Source organism: Mycobacterium numidiamassiliense, from assembly GCF_900157365.1.
GTDB lineage: Bacteria > Actinomycetota > Actinomycetes > Mycobacteriales > Mycobacteriaceae > Mycobacterium > Mycobacterium numidiamassiliense.
This window is the reverse complement of sequence record NZ_FUEZ01000004.1, coordinates 3718158-3742704: the sequence shown is the minus strand read 5'-3', so window position 1 is coordinate 3742704 and position 24547 is coordinate 3718158. Positions and strand designations below refer to the sequence as shown.

At 66.1% G+C, this 24547-nt stretch carries 15 protein-coding genes and 1 pseudogene; 9 read left to right on the top strand and 7 right to left on the bottom strand.

Annotated features, from left to right (window positions below; genetic code table 11):
- Window positions 1-141 precede the first annotated feature (141 nt).
- The 3 genes from polA (at window position 142) to coaE (ending at window position 5646) form a co-directional block, all read left to right on the top strand.
- Window positions 142-2802 (top strand): DNA polymerase I, encoded by a 2661-nt coding sequence (polA, locus tag MNAB215_RS25970; protein WP_174604679.1) that lies wholly within the window; start codon window positions 142-144, stop codon window positions 2800-2802.
- Between the two features lie 160 nt (window positions 2803-2962).
- Window positions 2963-4408 (top strand): 30S ribosomal protein S1, encoded by a 1446-nt coding sequence (rpsA, locus tag MNAB215_RS25965; protein WP_077081325.1) that lies wholly within the window; start codon window positions 2963-2965, stop codon window positions 4406-4408.
- A gap of 23 nt (window positions 4409-4431) precedes the next feature.
- The gene (coaE, locus tag MNAB215_RS25960) at window positions 4432-5646 is read left to right on the top strand and encodes a dephospho-CoA kinase (protein WP_077081324.1); all 1215 of its coding nucleotides are present in this window, start codon (window positions 4432-4434) and stop codon (window positions 5644-5646) included.
- A 19-nt stretch (window positions 5647-5665) separates the two neighbouring features.
- Here the strand turns inward: coaE and MNAB215_RS25955 are convergent, their stop codons facing one another.
- The 4 genes and pseudogenes from MNAB215_RS25955 to MNAB215_RS25940 form a co-directional block, all read right to left on the bottom strand.
- Window positions 5666-6082 (bottom strand): hypothetical protein, encoded by a 417-nt coding sequence (locus tag MNAB215_RS25955; RefSeq protein ID WP_077081323.1) that lies wholly within the window; start codon window positions 6080-6082, stop codon window positions 5666-5668.
- An 80-nt stretch (window positions 6083-6162) separates the two neighbouring features.
- Window positions 6163-6708, bottom strand: a complete 546-nt coding sequence (locus MNAB215_RS25950; protein WP_077081322.1) for a DNA polymerase ligase N-terminal domain-containing protein — start codon at window positions 6706-6708, stop codon at window positions 6163-6165.
- 48 nt (window positions 6709-6756) lie between these two features.
- Window positions 6757-7200: a ribonuclease FAU-1 family protein gene (locus MNAB215_RS25945; RefSeq protein ID WP_077082347.1), complete on the bottom strand. Its 444-nt coding sequence runs from the start codon at window positions 7198-7200 to the stop codon at window positions 6757-6759.
- 77 nt (window positions 7201-7277) lie between these two features.
- A pseudogene (locus MNAB215_RS25940) lies at window positions 7278-10023 on the bottom strand (ATP-binding cassette domain-containing protein).
- A gap of 298 nt (window positions 10024-10321) precedes the next feature.
- Here MNAB215_RS25940 and MNAB215_RS25925 point away from each other — a divergent pair.
- The 5 genes from MNAB215_RS25925 (at window position 10322) to MNAB215_RS25905 (ending at window position 19696) form a co-directional block, all read left to right on the top strand.
- Complete coding sequence (locus MNAB215_RS25925) at window positions 10322-12385, top strand: serine/threonine-protein kinase (RefSeq protein ID WP_077081320.1); 2064 nt, start codon at window positions 10322-10324, stop codon at window positions 12383-12385.
- Between the two features lie 539 nt (window positions 12386-12924).
- Complete coding sequence (locus MNAB215_RS25920) at window positions 12925-14148, top strand: glycoside hydrolase family 71 protein (protein WP_165691613.1); 1224 nt, start codon at window positions 12925-12927, stop codon at window positions 14146-14148.
- A gap of 308 nt (window positions 14149-14456) precedes the next feature.
- On the top strand, window positions 14457-16043 hold the full coding sequence (locus tag MNAB215_RS25915; RefSeq protein WP_083746258.1) for an endo-1,3-alpha-glucanase family glycosylhydrolase: 1587 nt from the start codon (window positions 14457-14459) through the stop codon (window positions 16041-16043).
- A gap of 34 nt (window positions 16044-16077) precedes the next feature.
- The gene (uvrB, locus tag MNAB215_RS25910; RefSeq protein ID WP_077081317.1) at window positions 16078-18237 is read left to right on the top strand and encodes an excinuclease ABC subunit UvrB; all 2160 of its coding nucleotides are present in this window, start codon (window positions 16078-16080) and stop codon (window positions 18235-18237) included.
- 37 nt (window positions 18238-18274) lie between these two features.
- On the top strand, window positions 18275-19696 hold the full coding sequence (locus MNAB215_RS25905) for an MFS transporter (RefSeq protein ID WP_077081316.1): 1422 nt from the start codon (window positions 18275-18277) through the stop codon (window positions 19694-19696).
- Between the two features lie 82 nt (window positions 19697-19778).
- On the opposite strand, the gene MNAB215_RS25900 is transcribed toward MNAB215_RS25905, so the two are convergent.
- A complete protein-coding gene (locus MNAB215_RS25900) occupies window positions 19779-21356 on the bottom strand; it encodes a mannosyltransferase (protein ID WP_083746366.1) in 1578 nt (525 codons plus the stop codon).
- 318 nt (window positions 21357-21674) lie between these two features.
- Between MNAB215_RS25900 and MNAB215_RS25895 the strand changes: the two genes are divergently transcribed.
- A complete protein-coding gene (locus tag MNAB215_RS25895; RefSeq protein WP_077081314.1) occupies window positions 21675-22118 on the top strand; it encodes a universal stress protein in 444 nt (147 codons plus the stop codon).
- 4 nt (window positions 22119-22122) lie between these two features.
- Here the strand turns inward: MNAB215_RS25895 and MNAB215_RS30615 are convergent, their stop codons facing one another.
- Window positions 22123-23589: a PPE family protein gene (locus tag MNAB215_RS30615; protein ID WP_077081313.1), complete on the bottom strand. Its 1467-nt coding sequence runs from the start codon at window positions 23587-23589 to the stop codon at window positions 22123-22125.
- Between the two features lie 263 nt (window positions 23590-23852).
- Window positions 23853-24530: an MBL fold metallo-hydrolase gene (locus MNAB215_RS25885; protein ID WP_077082345.1), complete on the bottom strand. Its 678-nt coding sequence runs from the start codon at window positions 24528-24530 to the stop codon at window positions 23853-23855.
- Window positions 24531-24547 lie beyond the last annotated feature (17 nt).

The following is a 24547-nucleotide window of genomic DNA, read 5'->3' as shown; positions in this document are numbered from 1 at the left end:
CAGACTACCCAGCTCACACACAAAACTGAAACGTGTTGCAGTTCTGCTGCGGCGCTGGTTCGGCCACACAGCCCGTCACACCCGGTGCCTAGAGTAATAGCCGTGCCTGCTCCGACCGAGGAACAAACCAAGCCCACGCTGATGTTGCTGGACGGCAATTCGCTGGCATTTCGGGCGTTCTACGCGCTACCGGCGGAGAACTTCAAGACCCGGGGCGGGCTGACCACCAACGCCGTCTACGGCTTCACCGCCATGCTGATCAACCTGCTGCGCGACGAGGGCCCGACGCATGTCGCCGCGGCGTTCGATGTGTCTCGGCAGACCTTCCGCTCCGAGCGCTACCCGGAATACAAGGCCAACCGGTCCTCGACCCCGGACGAGTTCCACGGTCAGATCGACATCACCAAAGAAGTGCTGAACGCGCTCGGTATCACTGTGCTCGCCGAGCCCGGATTCGAAGCCGACGACCTGATCGCGACGCTGGCCACCCAGGCCGAGAACGAGGGCTACCGCGTCCTGGTGGTCACCGGCGACCGTGACTCCCTGCAGTTGGTCAGCGACGACGTCACGGTGCTCTACCCGATCAAAGGCGTCAGCGAACTCACCCGCTTCACCCCCGAAGCCGTCGTCGAGAAATATGGGCTGACCCCTGCGCAGTACCCCGACTTCGCCGCGCTGCGCGGCGATCCCAGCGACAACCTGCCCGGCATTCCGGGGGTCGGGGAGAAGACCGCGTCGAAGTGGATCACTGAATACGGCTCGCTGCAGGGGCTCGTTGACAACGTCGACTCGGTGCGCGGCAAGGTGGGCGACGCGCTACGGGCGCATGTGGCCAGCGTCATCCTCAACCGCGACCTCACCGAGCTGGTCAAAGACGTGCCGCTGGCGCAAACCCCGGACACGCTGCGGATGCAGCCGTGGGATCGCGACCAGATTCATCGGCTCTTCGACGACCTGGAATTCCGGGTACTGCGCGACCGGCTGTTCGACACCCTTGCTCCCGTCGAGCCCGAGGTCGACGAGGGTTTTGACGTGCGCGGCGGCGCGCTGGCGGCCGGTGAGCTGGCCGTTTGGCTGGCCGAGCACAGCTCGGGCAGGCGGTTCGGGCTGGCCGTCGTCGGCACCCATCTGGCGTACGACGCCGACGCCACCGCGCTGGCCATCGTGTCCGCCGACGGCGACGGCCGCTACATCGACACGTCGGACCTGGACCCCGAGGACGAGGCGGCGCTGGCGTCCTGGCTGGCCGACCCCGGTCCGCCCAAGGCGCTGCACGAAGCCAAGCTGGCGATGCACGACCTCGCGGGGCGGGGCTGGGCGCTGGCCGGCGTCACCTCCGATACCGCGCTGGCGGCCTACCTGGTGCGCCCCGGGCAGCGCAGCTTCTCCCTCGACGACCTGTCGCTGCGCTATCTACGTCGCGAGCTACGCGCCGAAAATGCTGAGCAGCAACAGCTTTCGCTCCTCGACGATCCGGAGGGGACGGACGACCAAGCGGTGCAGACGCTGATCCTGCGGGCTGTGGCGGTGCTGGACCTGGCCGACGCGCTCGACGAGGAGCTGGCCCGCATCAACTCCACATCGCTGCTGAGCGGCATGGAGTTGCCGGTACAGCGGGTGCTGGCGGGTCTGGAGCACGTCGGCATCGCGGTGGACGTGCCGCAACTGACCGAGCTGCAAAGCGATTTCGGCCATCAGATCCGCGACGCGGCCGAGGCGGCCTACGCGGTGATCGGCAAGCAGATCAACCTGGGCTCACCCAAGCAGCTGCAGGCGGTGCTGTTCGACGAACTGGACATGCCGAAGACCAAGCGCACCAAGACCGGCTACACCACCGACGCCGATGCCCTGCAATCGCTATTCGACAAGACCGGCCATCCGTTCCTGCAACACCTGCTGGCCCACCGCGACGCCACCCGGCTGAAGGTGACCGTCGACGGGCTGCTGAACTCGGTGGCCTCCGACGGCCGCATCCACACCACGTTCAACCAGACCATCGCGGCGACGGGCAGATTGTCGTCGACGGAGCCCAATCTGCAGAACATTCCGATTCGCACCGAGGCCGGCCGGCGCATCCGCGACGCGTTCGTGGTCGGCGACGGCTACACCGAGCTGATGACCGCCGACTACAGCCAGATCGAGATGCGGATCATGGCGCACCTGTCTCGCGATGAAGGCCTCATCGAGGCGTTCAACACGGGGGAGGACCTGCATTCGTTCGTCGCCTCCCGGGCATTCGGGGTGCCGATCGACGAAGTGACCGCGGAATTGCGCCGCCGGGTGAAGGCGATGTCCTACGGGTTGGCCTACGGACTGAGCGCTTACGGGTTGGCCGCGCAGCTGAAGATCTCCACCGAGGAGGCGAAGGTCCAGATGGACCAGTACTTCGCCCGTTTCGGCGGGGTGCGCGACTACTTGATGGACATCGTCGAGCAGGCCCGCAAGGACGGCTACACGTCCACGGTCCTGGGCCGACGGCGCTATCTTCCCGAGCTGGACAGCAGTAATCGGCAGGTCCGGGAGGCCGCCGAGCGGGCGGCGCTCAACGCACCAATCCAGGGCAGCGCGGCCGACATCATCAAGGTGGCGATGATCGAGGTCGACAAGGCAATCAAAGAGGCGGGACTGACGTCGCGGATGCTGCTGCAGGTGCACGACGAATTGCTGTTCGAAATAGCCTATGGCGAGCGGGAAAAGGTCGAAGGACTGGTACGCGAAAAGATGGGGGGCGCTTACCCTCTCGACGTCCCGCTCGAGGTTTCGGTGGGTTATGGCCGCAGTTGGGACAGTGCGGCGCATTAGCGTCTACGCTGGGGCATCGCTACCAGCCGGGGCTGAATTCCGGGCGTGGCGTCCGTGGCGCGCCGGGCGAGTTTGTCCAGCGTGCGCCCTGTCGAGTAACCTCAACAGGTAATTCCCGTTTTGTCCCTACGACCCAACCTGTCCGGAGCAACCCAACAACATGCCGAGTCCCGCCGTCACCTCGCCGCAAGTAGCCGTCAACGACATAGGCTCCAGCGAGGACTTTCTTGCCGCAATAGACAAAACGATCAAGTACTTCAACGATGGCGACATCGTCGAAGGCACTATCGTCAAAGTTGACCGGGACGAGGTGCTCCTCGACATCGGCTACAAGACGGAAGGGGTCATCCCCGCCCGCGAGCTCTCCATCAAGCACGATGTCGACCCCAACGAGGTCGTTACCGTCGGTGATGAGGTCGAGGCCCTTGTTCTCACCAAGGAGGACAAAGAGGGCCGGCTGATCCTGTCCAAGAAGCGCGCACAGTATGAGCGTGCCTGGGGCACCATCGAGGCGCTCAAGGAGAAGGACGAGGCCGTTAAGGGCACCGTCATCGAGGTGGTCAAGGGTGGTCTGATCCTCGATATCGGGTTGCGCGGCTTCCTGCCCGCCTCGCTGGTCGAGATGCGCCGTGTCCGCGATCTGCAGCCATACATCGGCAAGGAGATCGAGGCCAAGATCATCGAGCTCGACAAGAACCGCAACAACGTGGTGCTGTCGCGTCGCGCCTGGCTGGAGCAGACCCAGTCCGAGGTGCGCAGCGAATTCCTCAACCAGCTACAGAAGGGCACCATCCGCAAGGGTGTTGTCTCGTCGATCGTGAACTTCGGCGCGTTCGTCGATCTGGGCGGTGTGGACGGTCTGGTGCACGTCTCCGAGTTGTCCTGGAAGCACATCGACCACCCGTCCGAGGTGGTTCAGGTCGGCGACGAGGTCACCGTCGAGGTGCTCGACGTCGACATGGACCGCGAGCGGGTTTCCTTGTCGCTCAAGGCGACTCAGGAAGACCCGTGGCGGCACTTCGCCCGCACCCATGCGATTGGCCAGATCGTTCCCGGCAAGGTCACCAAGCTGGTTCCGTTCGGCGCGTTCGTGCGTGTAGAGGAGGGCATCGAAGGTCTGGTGCACATCTCCGAGCTGGCCGAGCGTCACGTCGAGGTGCCCGACCAGGTCGTTGCCGTCGGCGACGATGCGATGGTCAAGGTCATCGACATCGACCTGGAGCGCCGCCGAATCTCGTTGTCGCTCAAGCAGGCCAACGAGGACTACACGGAGGAATTCGACCCGGCGAAGTACGGCATGGCCGACAGCTACGACGAACAGGGCAACTACATCTTCCCCGAAGGTTTCGATGCCGAGACCAACGAGTGGATGGAAGGCTTCGACACCCAGCGCAACGAGTGGGAGGCCCGCTACGCCGAGGCCGAGCGCCGGCACAAGATGCACACGGCGCAGATGGAGAAGTTCGCCGCGGCCGAGGCTGCCGGACATGGCGAGAGCGATCAGGCGCCGGCCAACGGTTCCTCCTCGCCGAAGGAAGCGGGCGGCTCGCTGGCCAGCGATGCGCAACTCGCCGCGCTGCGCGAAAAGCTCGCCGGCAACGCTTAGTTTTTCCGGACAGCTTTCACGCAATGCTGCGCATCGGGTTGACCGGTGGCATCGGTGCCGGGAAATCGGCGCTGTCCGCCACCTTCGCGCAGTGCGGTGGGGTCATCGTCGACGGGGATGTCATTTCCCGCGAGGTGGTTCAACCCGGCACCGAAGGACTGAAGTCGCTCGTTGCGGCGTTCGGCGAGGACATCCTGCAGCCGGACGGATCGTTGGATCGACCGGCCTTGGCCGCCAAGGCTTTTGCCGACGATGAGGCGCGCCAGAAGCTGAACGGGATTGTTCACCCGTTGGTGGGCAAGCGGCGCGAGGAGATCATTGCGGCGGTGCCCGCGGATTCGGTTGTCGTCGAGGACATTCCGCTGCTGGTGGAATCGGGTATGGCGCCGATGTTCCCATTGGTCGTGGTGGTGCACGCCGACGTCGAAGTGCGCCTGCGGCGGCTGGTCGAGCAACGCGGCATGTCCGAAGACGACGCTCGCGCCAGGATCGCGGCGCAGGCCGACGACGACCAGCGTCTGGCCGTTGCCGACATCTGGCTGGACAACTCCGGCAGCCAAGAGGAATTGGTCGAGCGGGCGCGCGATGTGTGGAACCACCGGATCGTGCCGTTCGCCCACAACCTGGCCCAGCAGTGCGTTGTCCGGGCGCCTGCGCATGTGGTGCCGGCCGACCCGACCTGGCCGGACCAGGCGCGGCGGATTGTCGCCCGGCTCAACACCTCATGCGGTCATAAGGCATTGCGTGTCGACCACATCGGCTCGACCGCGGTGCCCGAGTTCGACGCGAAGGATGTCATCGACATCCAGATCACCGTCGAATCGCTGGCCGTGGCGGATGAGCTCGCCGACGCCCTGCTGTCGGCGGGGTACCCGCGCATATCGCACATCAGCCAGGACGAGGCCAAAAGTGACGCCCGCAGCACGGTCAGCGACTACGACCACAGCGACGATCCGGCATTGTGGCGCAAGCGAATTCACGGCTCGGCCGATCCGGGGCGGCCGACCAATGTGCACATCAGGGTGGCCGGCTGGCCCAACCAGCAGTTCGCCTTGCTGTTCGTCGACTGGCTGGCTGCGAACCCGCAAGAGCGGGCCGGCTACTTGGCGGTCAAGGGCGAAGCAGAAAAAAGTACCGACGGTGCCACGTCGGATTACGCCGAGGCCAAGGAGCCGTGGTTTGCCGACGCCTACCGACGTGCATGGGAATGGGCGGACTTCACCGGCTGGCGACCCTAGCCCGGTAGCGGCAGCGACCCTAGCCCGGTAGTGGCGCGCCGCACTGCAGCACACCGTTGTTGGGGTCGGCGTTGCCGGCTGTCGGCCTGACCATCTGGTCGGCCTGGGTGAAAACGTTGTCGTCGGCGTCGATCTCGCAGTGCACGTTTGCCGCGTAAGGGAAATGCAGCACAATCCGCAATCCGGCTTGCGCTGGGTCGGGCAACACGGTGTTTGCCTCGAATACGTTGCCGGGCATGGAAGGAAGGTTGGTCGTGGTCGTCTGGCCGCCGTTGATGACAAAGGTGGCCTGGCTACCGGTCGTCAGCGCGTCGACCCTCGCGCGGTAGGTGATGTTGTGCAGGTCCGCGTGCGCGACTGGCGGGGTCAACTGAGCGCCGGCCGCGATCACCGCCACGGCGGCAGCCGGCATCCACCTGCGGCCATGTGAATTCATAGCTGCTGAGATTACGCCCGGCGGCAGTCAGAGGGGGAGCGTGTCGTCGGGAAGACCAACGGGAGCAGCAGTCGTCCAGTTCATCTGCGTTGCGACCAGACAGATTCGGGTTGGGTGTTCACGGGTTTGCGCCGCGGGTCGACTTCTTCGTCATTGCGTTTGATCAGCAGCCACGTCTCGTCGCTGCCGTCGCGGATCCGGGTGAGGCTATAGCCGCCGCTGAGTTTCTCGCCCTGTAAACGAAACGACAGGTGGCCGCGCATGAGTCCATCACCCATCTCGCGCTGTGTGGCGTTGGTGTAAGTGCCGCGATCCCAGACGATCACGCCGCTGTCTTCGCCTTGCGGGATGACGCCTTCGGACGTCGCGTATTGCAGGGGGTGATCCTCGGTGCGTCGCGCCATCCGCCGGTCCTTGGCGCTTGTCGACGGTCCCCGCGGTATCGCCCAGGACGCCAGCACGCCGTCGATTTCGAGGCGAAAGTCGTAGTGCTCGCTGCCCTCGGTGTAGTGCTCAATCACGAACTGTGGTTCGGCGTTACTTCCCCGGCGTTTCCGGCCCGGCCGCCACCTCGGCTCTGTGCTGACGCCGGATTGCTGCTTTCGCCGGTTTTCGCTGGGGGGCATAACGCAGAGTTACCCGAGCACTCGAGCGGGAAACTGGCCGGTAACCGCCTAGAGCCCGCGCCAGCGGAGTTCCATGCCGTTGCCGGCCAACCAGCGCTGCAGGTCGTAGCCGTTTCGGGCCAGCCCGTCGACCGCGTGCACAGCGCGTTGCACCGCCTGCTGGGCGATCTCTGGAGCCAGCAGGCCGTCGCTGACCGCGTCGAGAAGTTCGTCGACGTCGGCGAGGTCCGCGCCCGAACCGGTCCGGACCTCGATGTCGAGGTAGTGGTCCTGGGACTGCCACACCTGCGGGCCAGGCGTGTATTCGCCCACGTCGAGGTAGTAGTCGTGGTCACGCTCATGACCCGGGTTGTAGTGAAATACCGTGGCGCGCAACCCCAGCGACGGCAGCAACCACGACTCGAGGTAATGGAACTGAACTCGGCCGGGTGTCGGCCGGGCTACGTAGAGGCCCCATGGTTGCACCACGTACTCGTCGACGGCGCGAACGATGCCCTTGGGATCGGTGTTGGTGCGGGCGACGAGGTCGAACGTTTCGCGTTTGGGCGGATGGATGATGTCACCTCGCGTCAACGACGCAGCCGGATTTTCCAGCGCACAAAGCTGAAGTAGAGCAACGACAGGGCGGCCAGCATGCCCATGTCGAGCAGCCAGAACTTCGTCGTGTGCTGCCAGAACCGGTCCTCGGGGAGCAGCGACCCCGGCACCAGGTGCCGGACGTCGATGGTCGACGCTGCCGCGGCGTAGCCCCAGCGTGCGGGCATTCCGAACGACAGCTGGTCGAGCCCGAGCCTGCCGGTCACCGGGACCATGCCGCCGCAGAGCACCAGCTGCGCCATGACGGCCACGACGAACAGCGGCATGATCTGTTCGCTGGAGCGGACCAGCGACGAAATCGCCAACCCGAGGATGGCCGACGCCACGCAGGTTGCGGCGACCGTGGCGAACAGCTCGAAGGTGGCCCCCAGGGTGCCGTGGCCCAGCAGCACGGCTCCCCGGCTCGGCAGGCCCTTGCCGATCAGCACGATCGTGGTGATGATCGCCGACTGCAGGATCGCAAAGCCGCAGTAGACCGCCGTCTTGGCCAGCAGGTAGGCCGTGGTGGACAAACCGACCGCCTGCTCGCGCTGGAAGATGGCGCGTTCGCCGACCAGGTCACGGATCGTCAGCGCGGTGCCCATGAAGGCCGCCGCGGGCAGCAGCAGGCTCAGGACCTGGGCGGACTCGTCGGGTGTGCCGGCGTTCAGGGCGGGCACGTGGAATCCACTCGAGCCAGGAACCGTCAGCGACAGCGCACCCAGCACGAACGGCAGCAGCGCCAGGAAGAAGAAGTAGGCACGGTCGGAGACCACCAGGCGGACTTGTCGTCGCGCGATCGTCGAGATCTGGCGCCGCAGGCTGGTGTGGACGGGCTCGCCGAGGTCGCTCGGCTCGGACGTCTGCGCGGGCCTGGCACGCTTCTGCGCCTCGCTCTGCTCGAGGAAGCGCCGGTTGGCTTCCTCGGGATCGGCGCCCACCCGGGTGAAGATCTTGGCCCAGTTGGTAGTGCCCATCGCATCACCGATCTGGTCCGGCGGTCCGCAGTAGGCCGTCTTGCCGCCCGGTGCGACCAACAGCAGCTGGTCGCAGATGTCCAGATACGACAGCATGTGCGTCACCACGATCACCACGCGGCCGGCGTCGGCAAGCTGCCGCAGCATCATCATGACCTGGTGGTCCAACGCGGGATCCAAACCCGACGTCGGCTCGTCGAGGATCAGCAGCGACGGCCCGGTGAGCAGTTCGAGGGCCACCGACGCGCGCTTGCGCTGGCCGCCGGAGAGCTTGTCGACGCGGGTGTCGGCGTGCTTGGTCAGGTCGAGTTCCTCGAGCACCTGGGTGACGACCTTGGCGCGGTCGGCTTTGCTGGTATCGGGCGGCAGCCGCAACTCGGCGGCGTAGCCCAGCGCCTGGTTCACCGTGAGTTGCCGGTGCACGACGTCGTCCTGCGGCACCATCCCGATCCGGCTGCGCAACGACGCGTATTCGGAGTGAATGTTGTGGCCCGCGAAGGTGACTGAGCCGGAGCTGGGGGTGGTGTACCCGGCGATCAGCCTGGCCAGGGTGCTTTTTCCGGCGCCGGATCCACCGATGACGGCGGTCAGCGTCCCGGGACGCGCCGTCAGAGAGATGTTGTCCAGCAATTGTTTTCCGTTGTCGACGACGTACTTGACGTCGCGCACTTCGAGACCGCCGGTGCGCGTCGCGGCCTCGGCACCCTGGATCAGGCTGCCTTTGCGGAATACCAAGTCGACGTTGCCGATAGTGACCACGTCGTCCTCGGTCAAGATCGCCGATCCGACCCGGGTGCCGTTGACGAACGTGCCGTTGATGCTGGTGTCGCGGATCTCGATACCCAACGGCGTGGGAACCAACATGGCGTGCTGACGCGATGCCAAAACGTCGGAGACGACGATGTCGTTTTCGGCGGCGCGGCCGATCGTCATGGCGCCTGCCGTGCCCGCGGCCGACGACGAGCGCGGCGAGAGCAATTTCACAAATCTCGTGGCGAGGTTGGACACGTCGGCCGTCTTCGCGTCGATCATGGTGATCTCGGTGGGCGGCGTCGGCTCCGGCTGGGCTGCCGGACTGTCGGTGGGCGCTGCCGGCTGCGTGCCGGCGGACGCCCCCGTGTTGACCACCGTGCGCTCTTCGGGTGGGATGCCGCGAGGAGGCGACGCCGGCGGTGGGGGGGGGGGGGGCCCCCGTTCTTTTTAAAAACCGGAGGCGGCGCGGAGGATGCCTTGGCGGAGAAGGTATTTGGGCTGCCCGGGACGGTTGCCGGGGTGGAGTGGGCGGCGGCGCGAGGGTGGGGCCACTTCGGGTCTGGATTGTGGGCTGGCTCACGGTACTGCTCCGGGACGGCTGCCCGGGATCCGTGCGTTCGGGCATCGCGGACCAGGCGATGGTGGGCGGGCCGGCGTCCGACGTCGGTTGCGACCGCAGCGGCCGGCTGGTCTGGCCCTGCTGCGGCCCGATCGCGAACGTCAACCGAGGTCCGTGCGGGTTCCCCACGTTGATGCTCTGCCCGTCGTGAATGTCGATGACCGGCATCCGGTATCCGTTGAGGTAGGTCCCGTTCAGCGAGCCGTTGTCGATCGCCAGCCAGCGGCCCTGATCGAAGCGCAGTATCAGATGTTCGCGGGATATCCGCGGGTCAGGGATTCGCAGATCGGCGTGCGCATCGCGGCCGACAACCACCTCGTGGCCTGCGGCAAAAGAACGCTGGGACCCGTCGTGCCGAATTGTCAGGACAGGGGGGGCGGGTCGACTCACTACTCAAGTATCGGCCCGCCGAGTTAGTGCTCTCCATTGGACTCGCCTGTGACTTAACTATGTCTGCGCTCAACACCTTTCACAGCCGCTACATAGCGTCCATCGGCCTCCCGCCTATTCGCATCCGGCATGATTTGGACGTAAGAGGTGCGGGAGGGGACAAGTCCGGGCACCAGCAATGACAGTTTGGCGTGCCGCCGGCAACGAGGCCGGATTCGGATGCACGCGCGCCGGGTACCACGCCGCACCAGGTCGCCGCGTTATCCGCAGACACTGTCCAGACCTAAGGGGGAGCCATATGGATGAGCGACAGGGCCAACCCCGGCGCCTGTCCGCAGGACGGCTGTTGAGCAACCCGCGGCTGGCGCGGGGGGCGCTGCGCGCGGGGTTCCAATCACTTCCGTCAGCGACGGTCGCGCACCTGTTCCACCGGGTCCCGCCGGTCAACCCGATTCCGGGTCCCGAACAGCCGGTGGCCGACGAGGACCGCGGCGAGGACGCCACCTCGGGTGTGATGGCCAACGGCGCCTCATTTGCCGGTTACACGATCTTGCGGCCGTTGGGCGCGGGCGGGATGGCCGAGGTCTATCTGGCCCTGCATCCTCGGCTGCCGCGCCGCGACGTCATCAAGGTCCTCGCCGAGGCGGTCACCGCGGACCCCGAGTTCCGCGAACGGTTCAACCGCGAGGCCGACCTCGCCGCGACGCTGTGGCATCCGCACGTCGTCGGCGTTCACGACCGGGGCGAATTCAACGGTCATCTCTGGATTTCCATGGACTACGTCGAGGGCACCGATGCCGCGCGACTGGTCAAAGAGCGCCATCAGGACGGCATGCCGATCCACGAGGTCAGCGCCATCGTGCAAGCTATGGCGAGCGCGCTCGACTACGCCCATGATCGCGGCCTGCTGCACCGTGACGTCAAGCCCGCCAACATCCTGCTGACTCATCCCGAGGATGGCGACCGTCGAATTGTGTTGGCGGACTTCGGTGTTGCGCGTCACCTCGGCGACATCAGTGGTATCACCGAGACCAACGTCGCGGTGGGAACGGTCGCCTACGCGGCTCCCGAGCAGCTCACCGGAGCCAACATCGATGGGCGGGCAGACCAATATGCCTTGGCCGCAACGGCTTTCCATCTGCTGACCGGTGCGCCGCCGTTCCAGCACTCCAATCCGATCGCGGTGATCAGCCAGCATCTGCACGCGGATCCGCCCCGGCTGAGCGACTTCCGCCCCGAGCTGGCGCACCTGGACGAGGTGTTCTTCAAGGCTCTCGCCAAACAGCCCGAGGACAGATTCGAGCGCTGCCGCGCGTTTGCGGCCGCGGTCAATGACGAGCTGGACGCGACCTCGGAGTCGGGGCGGGGCACCCGTGCGATCGCGCCGCACCGGCGGCGTGGGGTTCGCGGCCTGGTGGGCGCAGTGAACCACCGCTATTCGACACGGACGCGGTGGGCGACCGCGTTGGTCTGTGCGGTGCTCATCGCGGTGGCGGCCACCTGGTCGGTGTTGTACTCCTTCCAGCCGGACACGTCGCAGACCAACCCGGCGCTGGCGTCGAAACCGGCGGCTGCCGCGCCGAGCGCCGCGCCTGGCAGGCCCGGCGGGCCGACGCTGAACGGCACCTATCAACTGACCTACGACCAGAGCAAGCAGACCACCAACGGGGTCCCGATTCGCCAGGACGGAACCGACAGCAACTGGTGGGCGTTCCGTTCGGCATGCACCGCCAATGGCTGCGCGGCCACCGGTACCCAGCTGGACGACGCCACCCACAAAGTGGCCAGCACCGCCGACGGAGGCCAGTCCAACACCCTGCGTTTCGTGGCGGGATATTGGCAAGGTGCTCCGCAGCAGGAGCGGCTCGGCTGTGTCCAGCCGAGCGGGCAGGTCAGGGCCACCCAGCAGGAGACGGTGGCGTGGTCGCTGGCGCCACAGGCCGACGGCACGCTGCGCGGCACCGAGACCCGGACCGTGACGTCGAACGAGTGCGGCGCGCAAGGAGCCGTGGTGCGGACGCCGGTGGTGGCGACCCGCGCCGGTGACGCGCCGGCCGGCCTGACGCTGGCCGACCCCACTCAGATCCTCAACGCCTCGACGACGCCCGCTCACCCAACACCGGCCGTGCTTGGCGGGCTGTGCAGCGACGTCAACAAGCTCGCCTACGATCCGACCAACAACGAGCAGGTCGTCTGCGAGGGCAACGCCTGGGCCAAGGCCCCCACCACGGCGGGTGTGCACGCGGTCGGTAGCTCCTGCGACCGGCCGGGTACGCCAGTGTTCGCGATGTCCACCTCCAACGACGGCTACCTGCTGCAATGCGACCCGGTGAGCCGTACCTGGATCCGACCGGCCGGTTAGCGGCCCGCATGGAGTGTGCCGGCGCGTCGTCCACCCGGCATTACCAACGTCAACATTTTAGAAAAACCATCATTTTGGGCCGCGCTTAAAAAATCATCGGCTGGCGGCGGGTTTGAATATCATCGATTATGGGTAAACGGACTACATCACTCAATAGAGTGGCGAGAAGGCCGGTAATAATGACTAAATTATTCGATCAAATTCGTGGAATTTCCCACCGTCGTGCTGCCGAGGTCTTGCCAGGTCCCCGCCGGGGCACTCTCTCACGGCTTTTGATGGGCCATGTGTCACGTTGTCCCTTAACGCATTACGTTTGATTACTGGCTGTTCCGGTCGTCGTGGGTTTTTCCTGGGCGCCCACACCGCGAACCCCTGTCCCGGCGCCGACGCAGCCGGCGGCGGCCCCCCACTATTTCCACTCCGACGGCGTTGACCCGCAAAATGAGCGGAAGGTCTTCGCGCATTACATGCCCAGCTTCCCCATATCGATAGCCAATAAGGACTCCGACCGGGATTATTACACAACCCAATATCTACCTGTGCACGGAGAAAACGGTATCCACGCGGCCTATGGCGGGTATCTACGGGATCGGCCCTTGCCGCGGGCCGTCAGTGATCGGCCGGATTGGCAGTTGGCGGATGTGGAGACCGAGATCGGGCAGGCGAAGAGCGTGGGCATCGACGGGTTCGCGGTCGATGTGATCGTCCCGCGCGCTACCTCGAAGGTCGTTGATCGCATCCTGGGGGCCGCAGCCGCGGTGGGAGACTTCGACATTCTGGTCACCGCCGACGTCACAGGACCGCTCGGGGCAATGGACCCGGGTGCCTTTGCCGCCGACATCGCACCGTATCTGTCCGCGCCCGGCGCGTATCACCTCGCCGACGGCCGGGCCGTGCTGGGCGCCTTCGCCGCTGAACAGAAGCCCGCGGCGTGGTGGATGAACGTCCTTGACATCCTGCACGCGAAGATCGGCACCCCGGTGGCGTTTGTGCCGACATTCCTCACTGTCGGGGACTCCCCGGAGAGCTTCGCGCCGTTCAGCTACGGGTTCAGCATGTGGGGAGGACGCAGCCCCGACGCGATGACCGATACCGACCTCGGCCGTGGTTCTTCGATGGATGTCATTCAGCGGACGCATCAACTCGGGAAGCTGTGGATGCAACCAGTTGCGTTCCAAGACGCCCGGCCGGGCAGCGGAGTCTTCGCGGAATCGGACAACAGCTTGACCAACCGGATGTCCTGGCAGCTCGCCGACCAGCAGCATGCAGAGTGGGTGCAGCTCATCACCTGGAACGACTACGCCGAATCGACCGCCATGGCACCGTCGGTCGCGCACGGCTGGCGCATTCTGGACATGAACGCCTACGACATCGCGTGGTTCAAGAGCGGCGCACTACCCGCCGTCGATGGTGACGCGATGTTCGTCTCATTTCGAGACCAGCCGGTGAACGCTGAGCCGACGTATCCCGAGACGTCCCTGACGCAAGCGGTGCCCAGCAGCGCGCCGCCCCGCGACACGATCGAGGTGGTGGCATTCGCCACCGCGCCATCGCAGGTATCCCTGCGCGCGGGCTCACAGGTCGACACGTGCGATGTCGGCGAGGGCCGAACGATCTGCACGTTTCCGTTGAGCCTGGGGTCGTTCTCGGCGACCATGACTCGCGCTGGCGTGACGGTGGCCACCGCACAGTCCAACGCTGACGTCACGGAGACCCCGTACACCCAAGACCTGCAATACCGGGTAGTCGGGGGTCTGCGCTAGCCCGACCGAGTGACCCGAGCTCTGGCCGGCCCGCGCTATGTCCACGTCGAACGACGGCTACCTACTGCAATGCGACCCAGTGAGCCGTACGTGGATCCCACCGGCCGGATAGAGGTTCGCCGCCGGAGTGCCGGTATGGCACTCACAGCCTTTGCCAACTAAACGTTTGAAAAACGTTGATTTGACCGAATGTTTGCAACTCGTCGGTTGGTTACCGGTTTAAAAATTCTTCGTTATACACCTGTTTAAAAGTCATTGATTGCGGGCAATATCATCTCCGTCACTCCAGCGAGTGGGGGAGAAGCCCGATGGTAATCGCCAGGTTATTCGATCGGATCCGCCTGCTGTCCGATCGTCGTGCCGAAGAGGACTTGCCGCGCCCCCGGGGCGGCCTTCCGCCTCTCTCGATGGCGCGCAGTTTCCGTTGTCCCCCAACCCTTTACACGGGCTTGTTGGTTCTTCCGGTGCTTGTGGGCTTCACCTGGGCGCCAGCTCCGCGGACTCCCGACCCGGCGCCGATGGAGCCAGCGGCGGTCTCGCACTATTTCCACTCCGCGGCCGCCGAGAGGCAAACCCCGCGGAAGGTCTTCGCCCATTACATGACGAGCTTCCCGATATCAATAGACAATAAAGGCGCCGATCAAGATTATTACGCAACTCAATACTTGACTGTGCACGGAGAAAAGGGTATTCACGCCGCTTACGGTGGGTACCTGCGCGATCGGCCGTTGCCCCGGCCCGTCAGTGATCGGGCTGATTGGCAGTTGGCGGATGTGGAAACCGAGATCGGGCAGGCGAAGAGTGTGGGCATCGACGGATTCGCGGTCGACGTGATTGCACTCCGCGCTTCTTCTAATGTCGTCGATCGGATGTTGAAGGCCGCGTCCGTGGCGGGCGATTTCGACATCCTGGTCACCGCCGACGTCACGGGCCCTTTGGGGGCGATGGACCCGGAGGCCTTCGCCGCCGAGATCGCGCCGTATCTGGTCGCACCCGGCGCATTTCACCTAGCCGATGGCCGGCCCGTCCTGGGCGCCTTCGCCGCGGAGCGGAAGCCCACGTCGTGGTGGACGAGCGTCCTCAACATCCTTCGCACGCAATTCAATGCCCCCGCCGCATTCGTGCCGACATTTCTTGACGTCGCCGACTCACCGGAAAACTTCGCTCCGTTCAGCTACGGATTCAGCATGTGGGGCGGACGAAGCCCGAGCGAGATGGCGGATCACGACACGGGCCGCGGTTCCCCGGTGGACGTCATTCGCCGGACGCATCAGCTCGGAAAGCTGTGGATGCAGCCGGTCGCCTTCCAAGACGCCCGGCCGCGCAGCGGCGTCTTCGAGGAATCGGATAACAGCCTGACCAACCGGCTGTCCTGGCAGCTCGCCGACCAGCAGCGCGCCGAGTGGGTGCAGCTCATCACCTGGAACGACTACTCCGAATCGACGGCCATGGCGCCGTCGGTCGCGCACGGCTGGCGGATTCTTGACATGAACGCCTACGACATCACGGGATTCAAAACCGGCGCAGTACCCGCCGTCGACCGTGACGCGCTGTTCGTCTCATTTCGGGACCAGCCCGTGAGCGCTACACCGAGGTATCCGGAGACTTCGCTGACGCGCGTGGTGCCGAGCAGCGCGCCGCCCCGCGACACGGTCGAGGTGGTGGCATTCGCAACGGCGCCGGCGCAGGTATCCGTGCGCGCGGGATCGCAGGTCCATTCCTGCGATGTCGCCGAGGGAAGAACGATCTGCACGTTTCCATTGACCCTCGGATCCTTCTCCGCAACCATGACCCGCGCTGGTGCTGAGGTGGCCACCGCGCAGTCCAACGCCGACATCACCGAGACCCCGTACACCCAAGACCTGCAGTACCGGGTGGTCGGCGGTCTGCGCTAGCCCACTTGTCGGTGATCGGTTCTACCCTGGTGGTATGGCTTTCGCCACTGAACATCCGATCCTCGCGCATTCGGAGTACCGCGCCGTCGACGAGGTCGTGCGCGCCGGCGGCAGCTTCGAGGTGGTCAGCCCGCACGATCCGGCGGGAGACCAGCCGGCCGCCATCGACGAGCTGCAGCGCCGCATCGAGGCGGGGGAGCGCGACGTGGTGCTGCTCGGCGCCACCGGCACCGGAAAGTCGGCGACCACCGCGTGGCTGATCGAACGCCTGCAGCGGCCAACGCTGGTGATGGCGCCGAACAAGACCCTGGCCGCTCAGCTGGCCAACGAACTGCGAGAGATGTTGCCGCACAACGCAGTTGAGTATTTTGTGTCGTACTACGACTATTACCAGCCAGAGGCGTACATCGCGCAGACCGATACCTATATCGAAAAGGACAGCTCCATCAACGACGACGTGGAGCGGTTGCGGCACTCCGCGACGTCATCGCTGCTGTCCCGCCGCGACGTGGTGGTGGTCGCCTCGGTGTCGTGCATCTACGGTCTGGGCACACCGCAGTCCTACCTGGACCGCTCCGTCGAGCTACAGGTCGGCATGGAGGTCCCGCGGGACGGGTTGCTGCGGCTGCTCGTCGACGTGCAGTACACGCGCAACGACATGTCGTTCACCCGTGGCTCGTTCCGGGTGCGCGGCGACACCGTGGAGATCATTCCCTCGTACGAAGAGCTGGCGGTGCGCATCGAGTTCTTCGGTGACGAGATCGAGGCCTTGTATTACCTGCACCCGCTGACCGGCGACGTGGTCCGCCAGGTTGATTCGCTGCGCATCTTCCCGGCCACCCACTATGTCGCCGGCCCCGAGCGGATGGCCCAGGCGATCTCCACCATCGAGGAGGAACTCGCCGAGCGGCTCGCCGAGTTCGAGGCCCAGGGCAAGCTGCTCGAGGCCCAGCGGCTGAGGATGCGCACCAACTACGACGTCGAGATGATGCGCCAGGTTGGGTTCTGTTCGGGCATCGAGAACTATTCACGCCATATCGACGGGCGCGGTGCGGGTACCCCGCCGGCGACCCTGCTCGACTACTTCCCGGAGGACTTCCTGCTCGTCATCGACGAGTCGCACGTCACCGTCCCGCAGATCGGCGGCATGTACGAGGGCGACATGTCGCGCAAGCGCAATCTGGTCGAGTACGGGTTCCGGCTGCCGTCGGCGTGTGACAACCGCCCGCTGACCTGGGAGGAGTTCGCCGACCGGATCGGGCAGACGGTGTACCTGTCGGCCACCCCCGGGCCCTACGAGCTCAGCCAGGCCGCCGGCGAGTTCGTCGAACAGGTGATCCGCCCGACCGGCCTGGTCGACCCGCAGGTCGTGGTCAAGCCGACCAAGGGGCAGATCGACGACCTGATCGGCGAGATCCGTAAGCGCGCCGACGCGGATCAGCGGGTGCTGGTGACGACGCTGACCAAGAAAATGGCCGAAGACCTCACCGACTACCTGCTCGAGATGGGTATCCGGGTGCGCTACCTGCACTCCGAGGTCGACACGTTGCGCCGGGTTGAGCTGCTCCGCCAGCTGCGGCTGGGCGATTACGACGTGCTGGTCGGCATCAACCTGCTGCGCGAGGGCCTGGACCTGCCCGAGGTGTCACTGGTGTCCATCCTGGACGCCGACAAGGAAGGCTTCCTGCGGTCGTCGCGCAGCCTGATCCAGACCATCGGCCGCGCCGCCCGCAACGTCTCCGGCGAGGTGCACATGTACGCCGACAAGATGACCGACTCGATGACCGAGGCCATCGACGAGACCGAACGGCGCCGCGCCAAACAGATCGCCTACAACGAGGCCCACGGCATCGATCCCCAGCCGCTGCGCAAGAAGATCGCCGACATCCTCGACCAGGTTTACCGCGAGGCCGACGACACCGAAGCCGTGGAAATCGGCGGATCGGGTCGCAACGCCTCCCGTGGCCGGCGTGCCCAGGGGGAGCCGGGCCGCGCGGTCAGTGCCGGCATCTACGAGGGCCGCGACACGTCGAACATGCCGCGCGCCGAATTGGCGGATTTGATTAAAGATCTCACCGCGCAGATGATGGCCGCCGCCCGCGATTTGCAGTTTGAGCTGGCCGCGCGCTTCCGTGACGAGATCGCGGACCTCAAGAAGGAACTGCGTGGAATGGACGCCGCCGGCCTGAAATGACGACGGCACCTCAGACGGGACCTCCTACGGTGTAGGGGTGACACTCCCCGTGAGCGACATCGGCAGTTGGCGCGAACTGCTGGGCAAGTATCTGGGAACGTCCATCGTTTTGGCCGGCGGCGTGGCCCTGTATGCCACCAACGAATTCCTGACCATCAGCCTGCTCCCCAGCGCAGTCGCTGAAATCGGCGGCAGCCGGCTGTACGCCTGGGTAACCACGTTGTACCTGGTTGGCGCGGTGGTCGCGGCGACCAGTGTCAACACGCTGCTGTTGCGCATCGGCGCGCGCTACTCATTTCTGACGGGCTTAGCTGTCTTCGGCGTCGCGAGCCTAGTGTGCGCTGCCGCGCCGAATATGGACGTGCTGATAGCCGGACGCACCCTGCAGGGGGTAGCCGGCGGTCTGCTGGCCGGATTGGGCTATTCGCTGATCAATGCCGAGCTGCCGCGTTGGCTGTGGACCCGCGGTTCGGCGCTGGTGTCGGCGATGTGGGGGGTCGCGACCATGGTCGGGCCGGCGATGGGCGGCCTCTTCGCGCAGTTTGGGCTGTGGCGCTGGGCATTTGGCGCGTTGACGATACTCACCGTCGTGATGGCGATCTTGGTGCCGAGAGCATTGGCTGGGCGTGGCCCCATCCCCGAAGCGTCGGAGACCTCGAGGCATCAGGTGCCGATATGGTCGTTGCTTCTTATGGGTGCCGCCGCGCTTGCGGTCAGCGTCGCGCAGATCCCGCACAACCTCGTCGCGACCGCCGGTCTGCTCGCGGCCGGCGTGCTACTGGTCACGGTGTTCGTGGTCGTCGACTGGCGCGCTCACGCGGCGGTATTACCACCCAGCGTATTTCGCCGCGGGCCGTTGAGATGGATCTACCTCACCATGGCGTTGCAGATGGCCGCCGTGATGGCCGACACCTACGTGCCGCTGTTCGGTCAGCGGCTGGGACACCTGACACCGGTCGCGGCCGGTTTCCTCGGTGCGACGCTGGCGCTGGGCTGGACCGTCGCCGAGGTCGTCAGCGCGTCGCTGGAAGAGCGCGCAGTCATCAGCCGGGTGATCGCGGTCGCCCCGTTGCTGATGGCTGGGGGCCTGGCCTTGGTTGCGGCGACCCAGCGTGTCGACGCATCGGTCGGAATCGTCGCCCTTTGGGCGGTGGGACTGCTGATCGGGGGAATCGGCATCGGGATGGTGTGGCCGCATCTGTCGATGCGGGCCATGGACTCCGTCGATGATCCGGCCGAGAGCGGGGCGGCGGCCGCGGCGATCAACACCGTCCAGCTGATCTCCGCGGCCTTCGGGGCCGGGTTGGCGGGCGTGGTGGTCAACACGACCGAGGGCGGCGACCTTCCGGAGGCGCGGTGGTTGTACGCCGTCTTCGCGGCGCTCGCGGCGACTGGGGTGCTCACGGCTTATCGCGCGGCGCGCGACAAAAAGCCGGCTCAATCCGACTCGTCGGCCTGAAGCACCGCGATCCCGGCGGGTCGGCAAGCCAGAGCTGCATACCCGCCAAGCTAGCCCAGCCGCCGGCGGTCGCACCCGTGGGTCAGCGCGTCGACTTGACGACCTGTGAGTAGTGGAATTGCCAGCGCTCGACCAGGTGGAATCCCAGGTAGCTGGGGAATCGATACGCCGGGGCGCGCCCGAATACGCCCGGCGGCAGCGACTGTCCGCTTTGGTAATCAGGCAACGACTTGTCGCGGTCGGTGATGGTCCACAGCGTCACGCATTTGTTGATCTTGGCGGTCGTCAGCCACACCGCGACGTGGCCGTCCCACAGGGAGCCGACCTTGGGTCCGTAAACGCCGCGCTCGACGTCGATCAGGGACCGGTAGGCCCCCGGCCGGGCGGCGACCAGCGCGCGTATCGGGCCGGGCCTCCAGGGCACGGTGTTGTCCACCAGGAGGCAATCCCCGGCTGCGGCATGGGCACTGATCACATCCGCGACCTGGCTGTAGTCCCAGCCCTCTTTGGCGTATGGCCAGCGTTGAACGAACAGGTAATCCGGCAACCCGGCCGCCACGAACAGCAGCACGACACCGGCGATCGGCCATGTTGTACGGGCGATCGTGACGATGCAGACGGCCAGGAGCACGGCCATCGCCGGCGTAGTGAGGATCAGGTAGCGCGGGTAGTACATCGGTTCGAGAATCGAATAGAGGACCAGCACGGCCGTGGGAATGACGATCCATGCGGCGCAGATGATCACCAGGCCGGGCATGTCACCCGCCGTGGCTCGCAGACCGGTCAGCCGGGCCACAATCGTGGCGACGATGAGAACGGCCGCCAGAATCGCGAACGGGGGACTGTGGTCGAAATATTGGCGCAGGCTGATGTCAAAGGCGTAGTGCCAGCTGATCGGATAGATCCAGTCGACCTGCCGCACCTGGCCGTGGGCGAACACGATGAACGGCGTCATGAGTCCGACCGCGGCGGCCGTGCTGACGGCCCACGAGAGGGTCGGAGATGTGCGGGATTTCTTCGGTGCCAGCCACCGCAGCATCGCGGCGTGCACCAGCACCAGCAGGGCCAGATTGAGGCTCAGCAAAATCGACAGCATCAGCGCCAGGGCGTAGTACAGCCAGAGTCGCCGTTGGTTGCGCCGGACGGCGGTCACGAACAACACGGTGAGCCATACCGCCGCGGCGACCGCGAAGGCGTAGGAGCGGGCTTCCATGCCCGCCCAGGTGATGCGCGGCATGATCGCGAACATGGCGCCCGCGCACACCGGGATGGCCCGGCCGGCGGCCGGCTCGGTAAACATCCTGGCAAACACCACGACGCCGGCGGTGGCGACCCCGATCGCTACGCAGCTGGGAAATCGCGACCAGAATTCCGTCGGCGGAAACAGCGCAAACCAGCCGTGCATCACCAGGTAGTACAGCCCGTGCACCGCATCGATGTGGCGCAGCATCCGCCACAGTTCCGGCACCGTGCGGCTGGCCGACGCCGAGATCGTCGCCGATTCGTCGAACCACAGCGAAGGCTTGCCGGCCCAAGCGCCGCTGATGACGGCGGCGAGCAGGGCTAGCGCCCAGGGGCTCAGCTGGTCGCGGCGCGCGCGTGCGGCTACGGGCTCGGCAACTGCATCAGCCGGGAGCTGCTCGACGGTTGACAACGACATGATGATTGTCACCTTAAGGTGCCGCCTTTAACCCTGCTCACCAGCAGGCCAGCGAGGACACGCCCGGGTGTGGGGCATGCGGCCGGGGTCGATTGCGCTGAATTCGCCCGTGATTGACGAAAAGCCTTGTGCCGCAGCGCGTTGTGCCTCGAAGGCAGGTACGAGTAGGGCGTTAGCCCGAGAATGCGATGTGCCGGGCACTCGTGCGCTGGAAAATGCTGGTCGCGCCGCGCCGCATTGTGTCGCTAATGTTTCCTCACGGCGTCTGGCAAACGCGATACTGTCTTCTGGCGGATCAACCGACACCTGGGAGGGTATATGAGTGCCTATCGGACCGTGGTGGTAGGGACTGACGGCTCGGATTCATCGTTACGTGCGGTAGACCGGGCAGCATCTATCGCCGGGGCCGACGCGAAACTGATCGTGGCGTCGGCGTACCTCCCGCAGCACCAGAACGGTCGGGCTGCCGACGTTCTGAAGGACGAGAGTTACAAGGTCTCGGGCACGGCCCCGATCTACGCGATCCTGCACGACGCCAAGGAGCGGGCCCACAAGGCCGGCGCGAAAAACGTCGAGGAGCGTTCGATCGTCGGTGCACCGGTCGACGCACTCGTGAGCCTCGCCGAGGAAGTCAACGCCGATCTGCTCGTCGTCGGCAATGTCGGCCTGAGCACCATCGCGGGACGGCTGCTGGGATCGGTGCCCGCCAACGTCTCCCGCCGGGCCAAGGTCGACGTGTTGATCGTGCACACCACGTCCTAGCCCGTCACTCGTCGAGCGATCCTCTGGCCCACAGTGCCAGGGAGCGCATAAGCACATCGCGCTCCATTGCCAAGTCGGAGATTTGCTTGCGCAAATCGTTGATCTCGTCGCGCAAACTCTCGCTGGACCAGCTCTCGGCGCCCTGACCGAGCCGGCTCGCCTGGCCGGCCGTCTGCGGTACCACCACCGGTGGTGGGCGGTATCGGGCCCGGGCGCCGCCGTCGGGTTGTGCGGGTCCGCCGGGCTGGGCGGCTCCGCCATTGCGCTGCGCGCCGGCGGCTCCCCGGGATGCGGCAAAGCCGCCGCCCGCCGCACCGCCGCCGCCCGCCGCCGCGGCCATCAGACTGCCCGGCAGCATCCCGCCGACCCCGGGTCCCAGCGGATCCACCTCGGCTTCCGCGAATCCGACCAGGGCGGGCGCCGGCATGGCGGTCGCCGGGCGGACTGCTTCGGGGACCGCCGCGCCCCACGCTTGCGGCACCGACAACCCGCCGACGGACCCGGCCCGCCCCACCCCCGCCAGCACCCCGGGACTGCCCACGCCCGACGCGATGGGCGTGGCGTCGCCCAGCCCCACACCCGCCAGCACCCCGGGACTGCCCACGCCCGACGCGATGGGCGTGGCGTCGCCCATCAGCGCTGCCGCACCGGCCGCACCGAGCGCCGGAGCGGCGGCCCCCAGGATCGTGGGCGGCAGCGCCGCGTTGACCGGCCCGGTGAACAGGGGGCCCAGGATGAACAACACCCCACTGGCGACGTAGGTGCCGCTGGCCGTGACGTTCAGAATGTCCGACGTCGACGCACCGCCCGATTCACCGGCAAGCGTCTGCAGCACATTGGGCACGGTGTTGATCACCTGCGTCATCGCCGTGGGATTCAGCTGGTTCCCGGCCGACGTGGTGACCGCCCGGCTGACAGCCGCATCCTGGCTGCCCGTCCCGCTGGGGTCCGTGGTCTGCGGCGGTTCGGCGAACGACGTCAGCCTGGATGCGGCCGCCGACCCGCTTGCGTAGGCGTACATCGTCGTGGCATCCTGCGCCCACATCTCGCCGTATTGCGTTTCGGTCGCCGCGATGGCGGCGGTGTTCTGCCCGAAAATATTGGTGGCGACCAACGACTGCAACAACGCGCGGTTCTCGGCGATCACTGCCGGAGGGACCGTCGCGGCGAACGCCGCCTCGTAGGCCGCCGCCGCCGCGCTCGCCTGCCTGGCCGCCACCTTCACCTGCTCGCCGGTGGCGCTGAGCCAGGACGCATAGCGGGTGGCCGCGGCTCTCATCGACGCCGACGTCGGCCCTCGCCACGTTTCGCGGCTCAGCCCGGACACCACCGACTCATAGGCGGTCCCGGCCGAACTTAGCTCCGCCGCCAACCCCTCCCAGGCTGACGCGGCCGCCCACATCGGCCCCGACCCGGCCCCGGAGTACATCCGGCCGGAGTTGATTTCTGGCGGTAACGCTGCAAAGTCCATTTCCGTTCGCCAATCACAGAACTGGCCACGACCGCGTTCGCGGCGTCGTGGACGCGGATAGGGCGGCCGCCGGATTCAGCGTGGCGGGAGTCAAACCAGATCCCCGGCATGGGCAGGCCGTTGCCCAGACGTCTGCCCCGATCGGAACCGCTGCGCCGTGGATGCCAACCGGAGTCGCCTTCGGGAGTGCGAATGTTTGATCGCATCGCATCCTAGGCGATCAACGTGCACATCAAAGCGGGTTCCGCCGGTGATGTGCGGGCCTACCAGCCGCGCTTGCGCCACTCGTCGAGGTTGGGGCGTTCGTCGCCCAGCACGGTGTCGTCGCCGTGGCCGGGGTAGACCACGGTCGAGTCCGGGTACACGTCGAAAATCCGGGTGCTGACGTCATCGATCAGTTGTGTGAAATCGCCTGGCTGCCAAGTCTTTCCAACGCCGCCCGGGAAGAGGCAGTCACCGGTGAACAACTGGGTGACCCCGCCGGTTGCGGGCCCGTCGAGTGCCAGCGCGACGGATCCGGGTGTGTGCCCGCGCAAGTGGATGACGTCTAAGGTGAGCTCGCCGATCCGCACGGTGTCGCCGCCCGCCAGCAGCCGGTCCGGTTTGACCGGAAGCGGTTCGGCGTCGATTTCATGCGCGGCGGTCGGGGCACCGGTGGCCTCGGCGACGGCCTCCAGTGCCTGCCAATGGTCGAAATGCTGATGGCTGGTCACGATCAGCGACACCTTCGGCGCGTACTGGCGGGCCAGGTCGATGAGGACGTCGGCGTCGTTGGCGGCGTCGATCAGAAGTGTTTCTCCGGTCGCGGAACATGTGACCAGGTACGCGTTGTTGTCCATAGGGCCGACTGACGCCTTGAGGATGGTGACCCCTGGCAAGGTGCGGCGGGCGGCAGTACCAGCGTCGACGTGTCCGGTGTAGTTGTCGTCCACGACAGTCATGAGCGCCACTCCTCAAT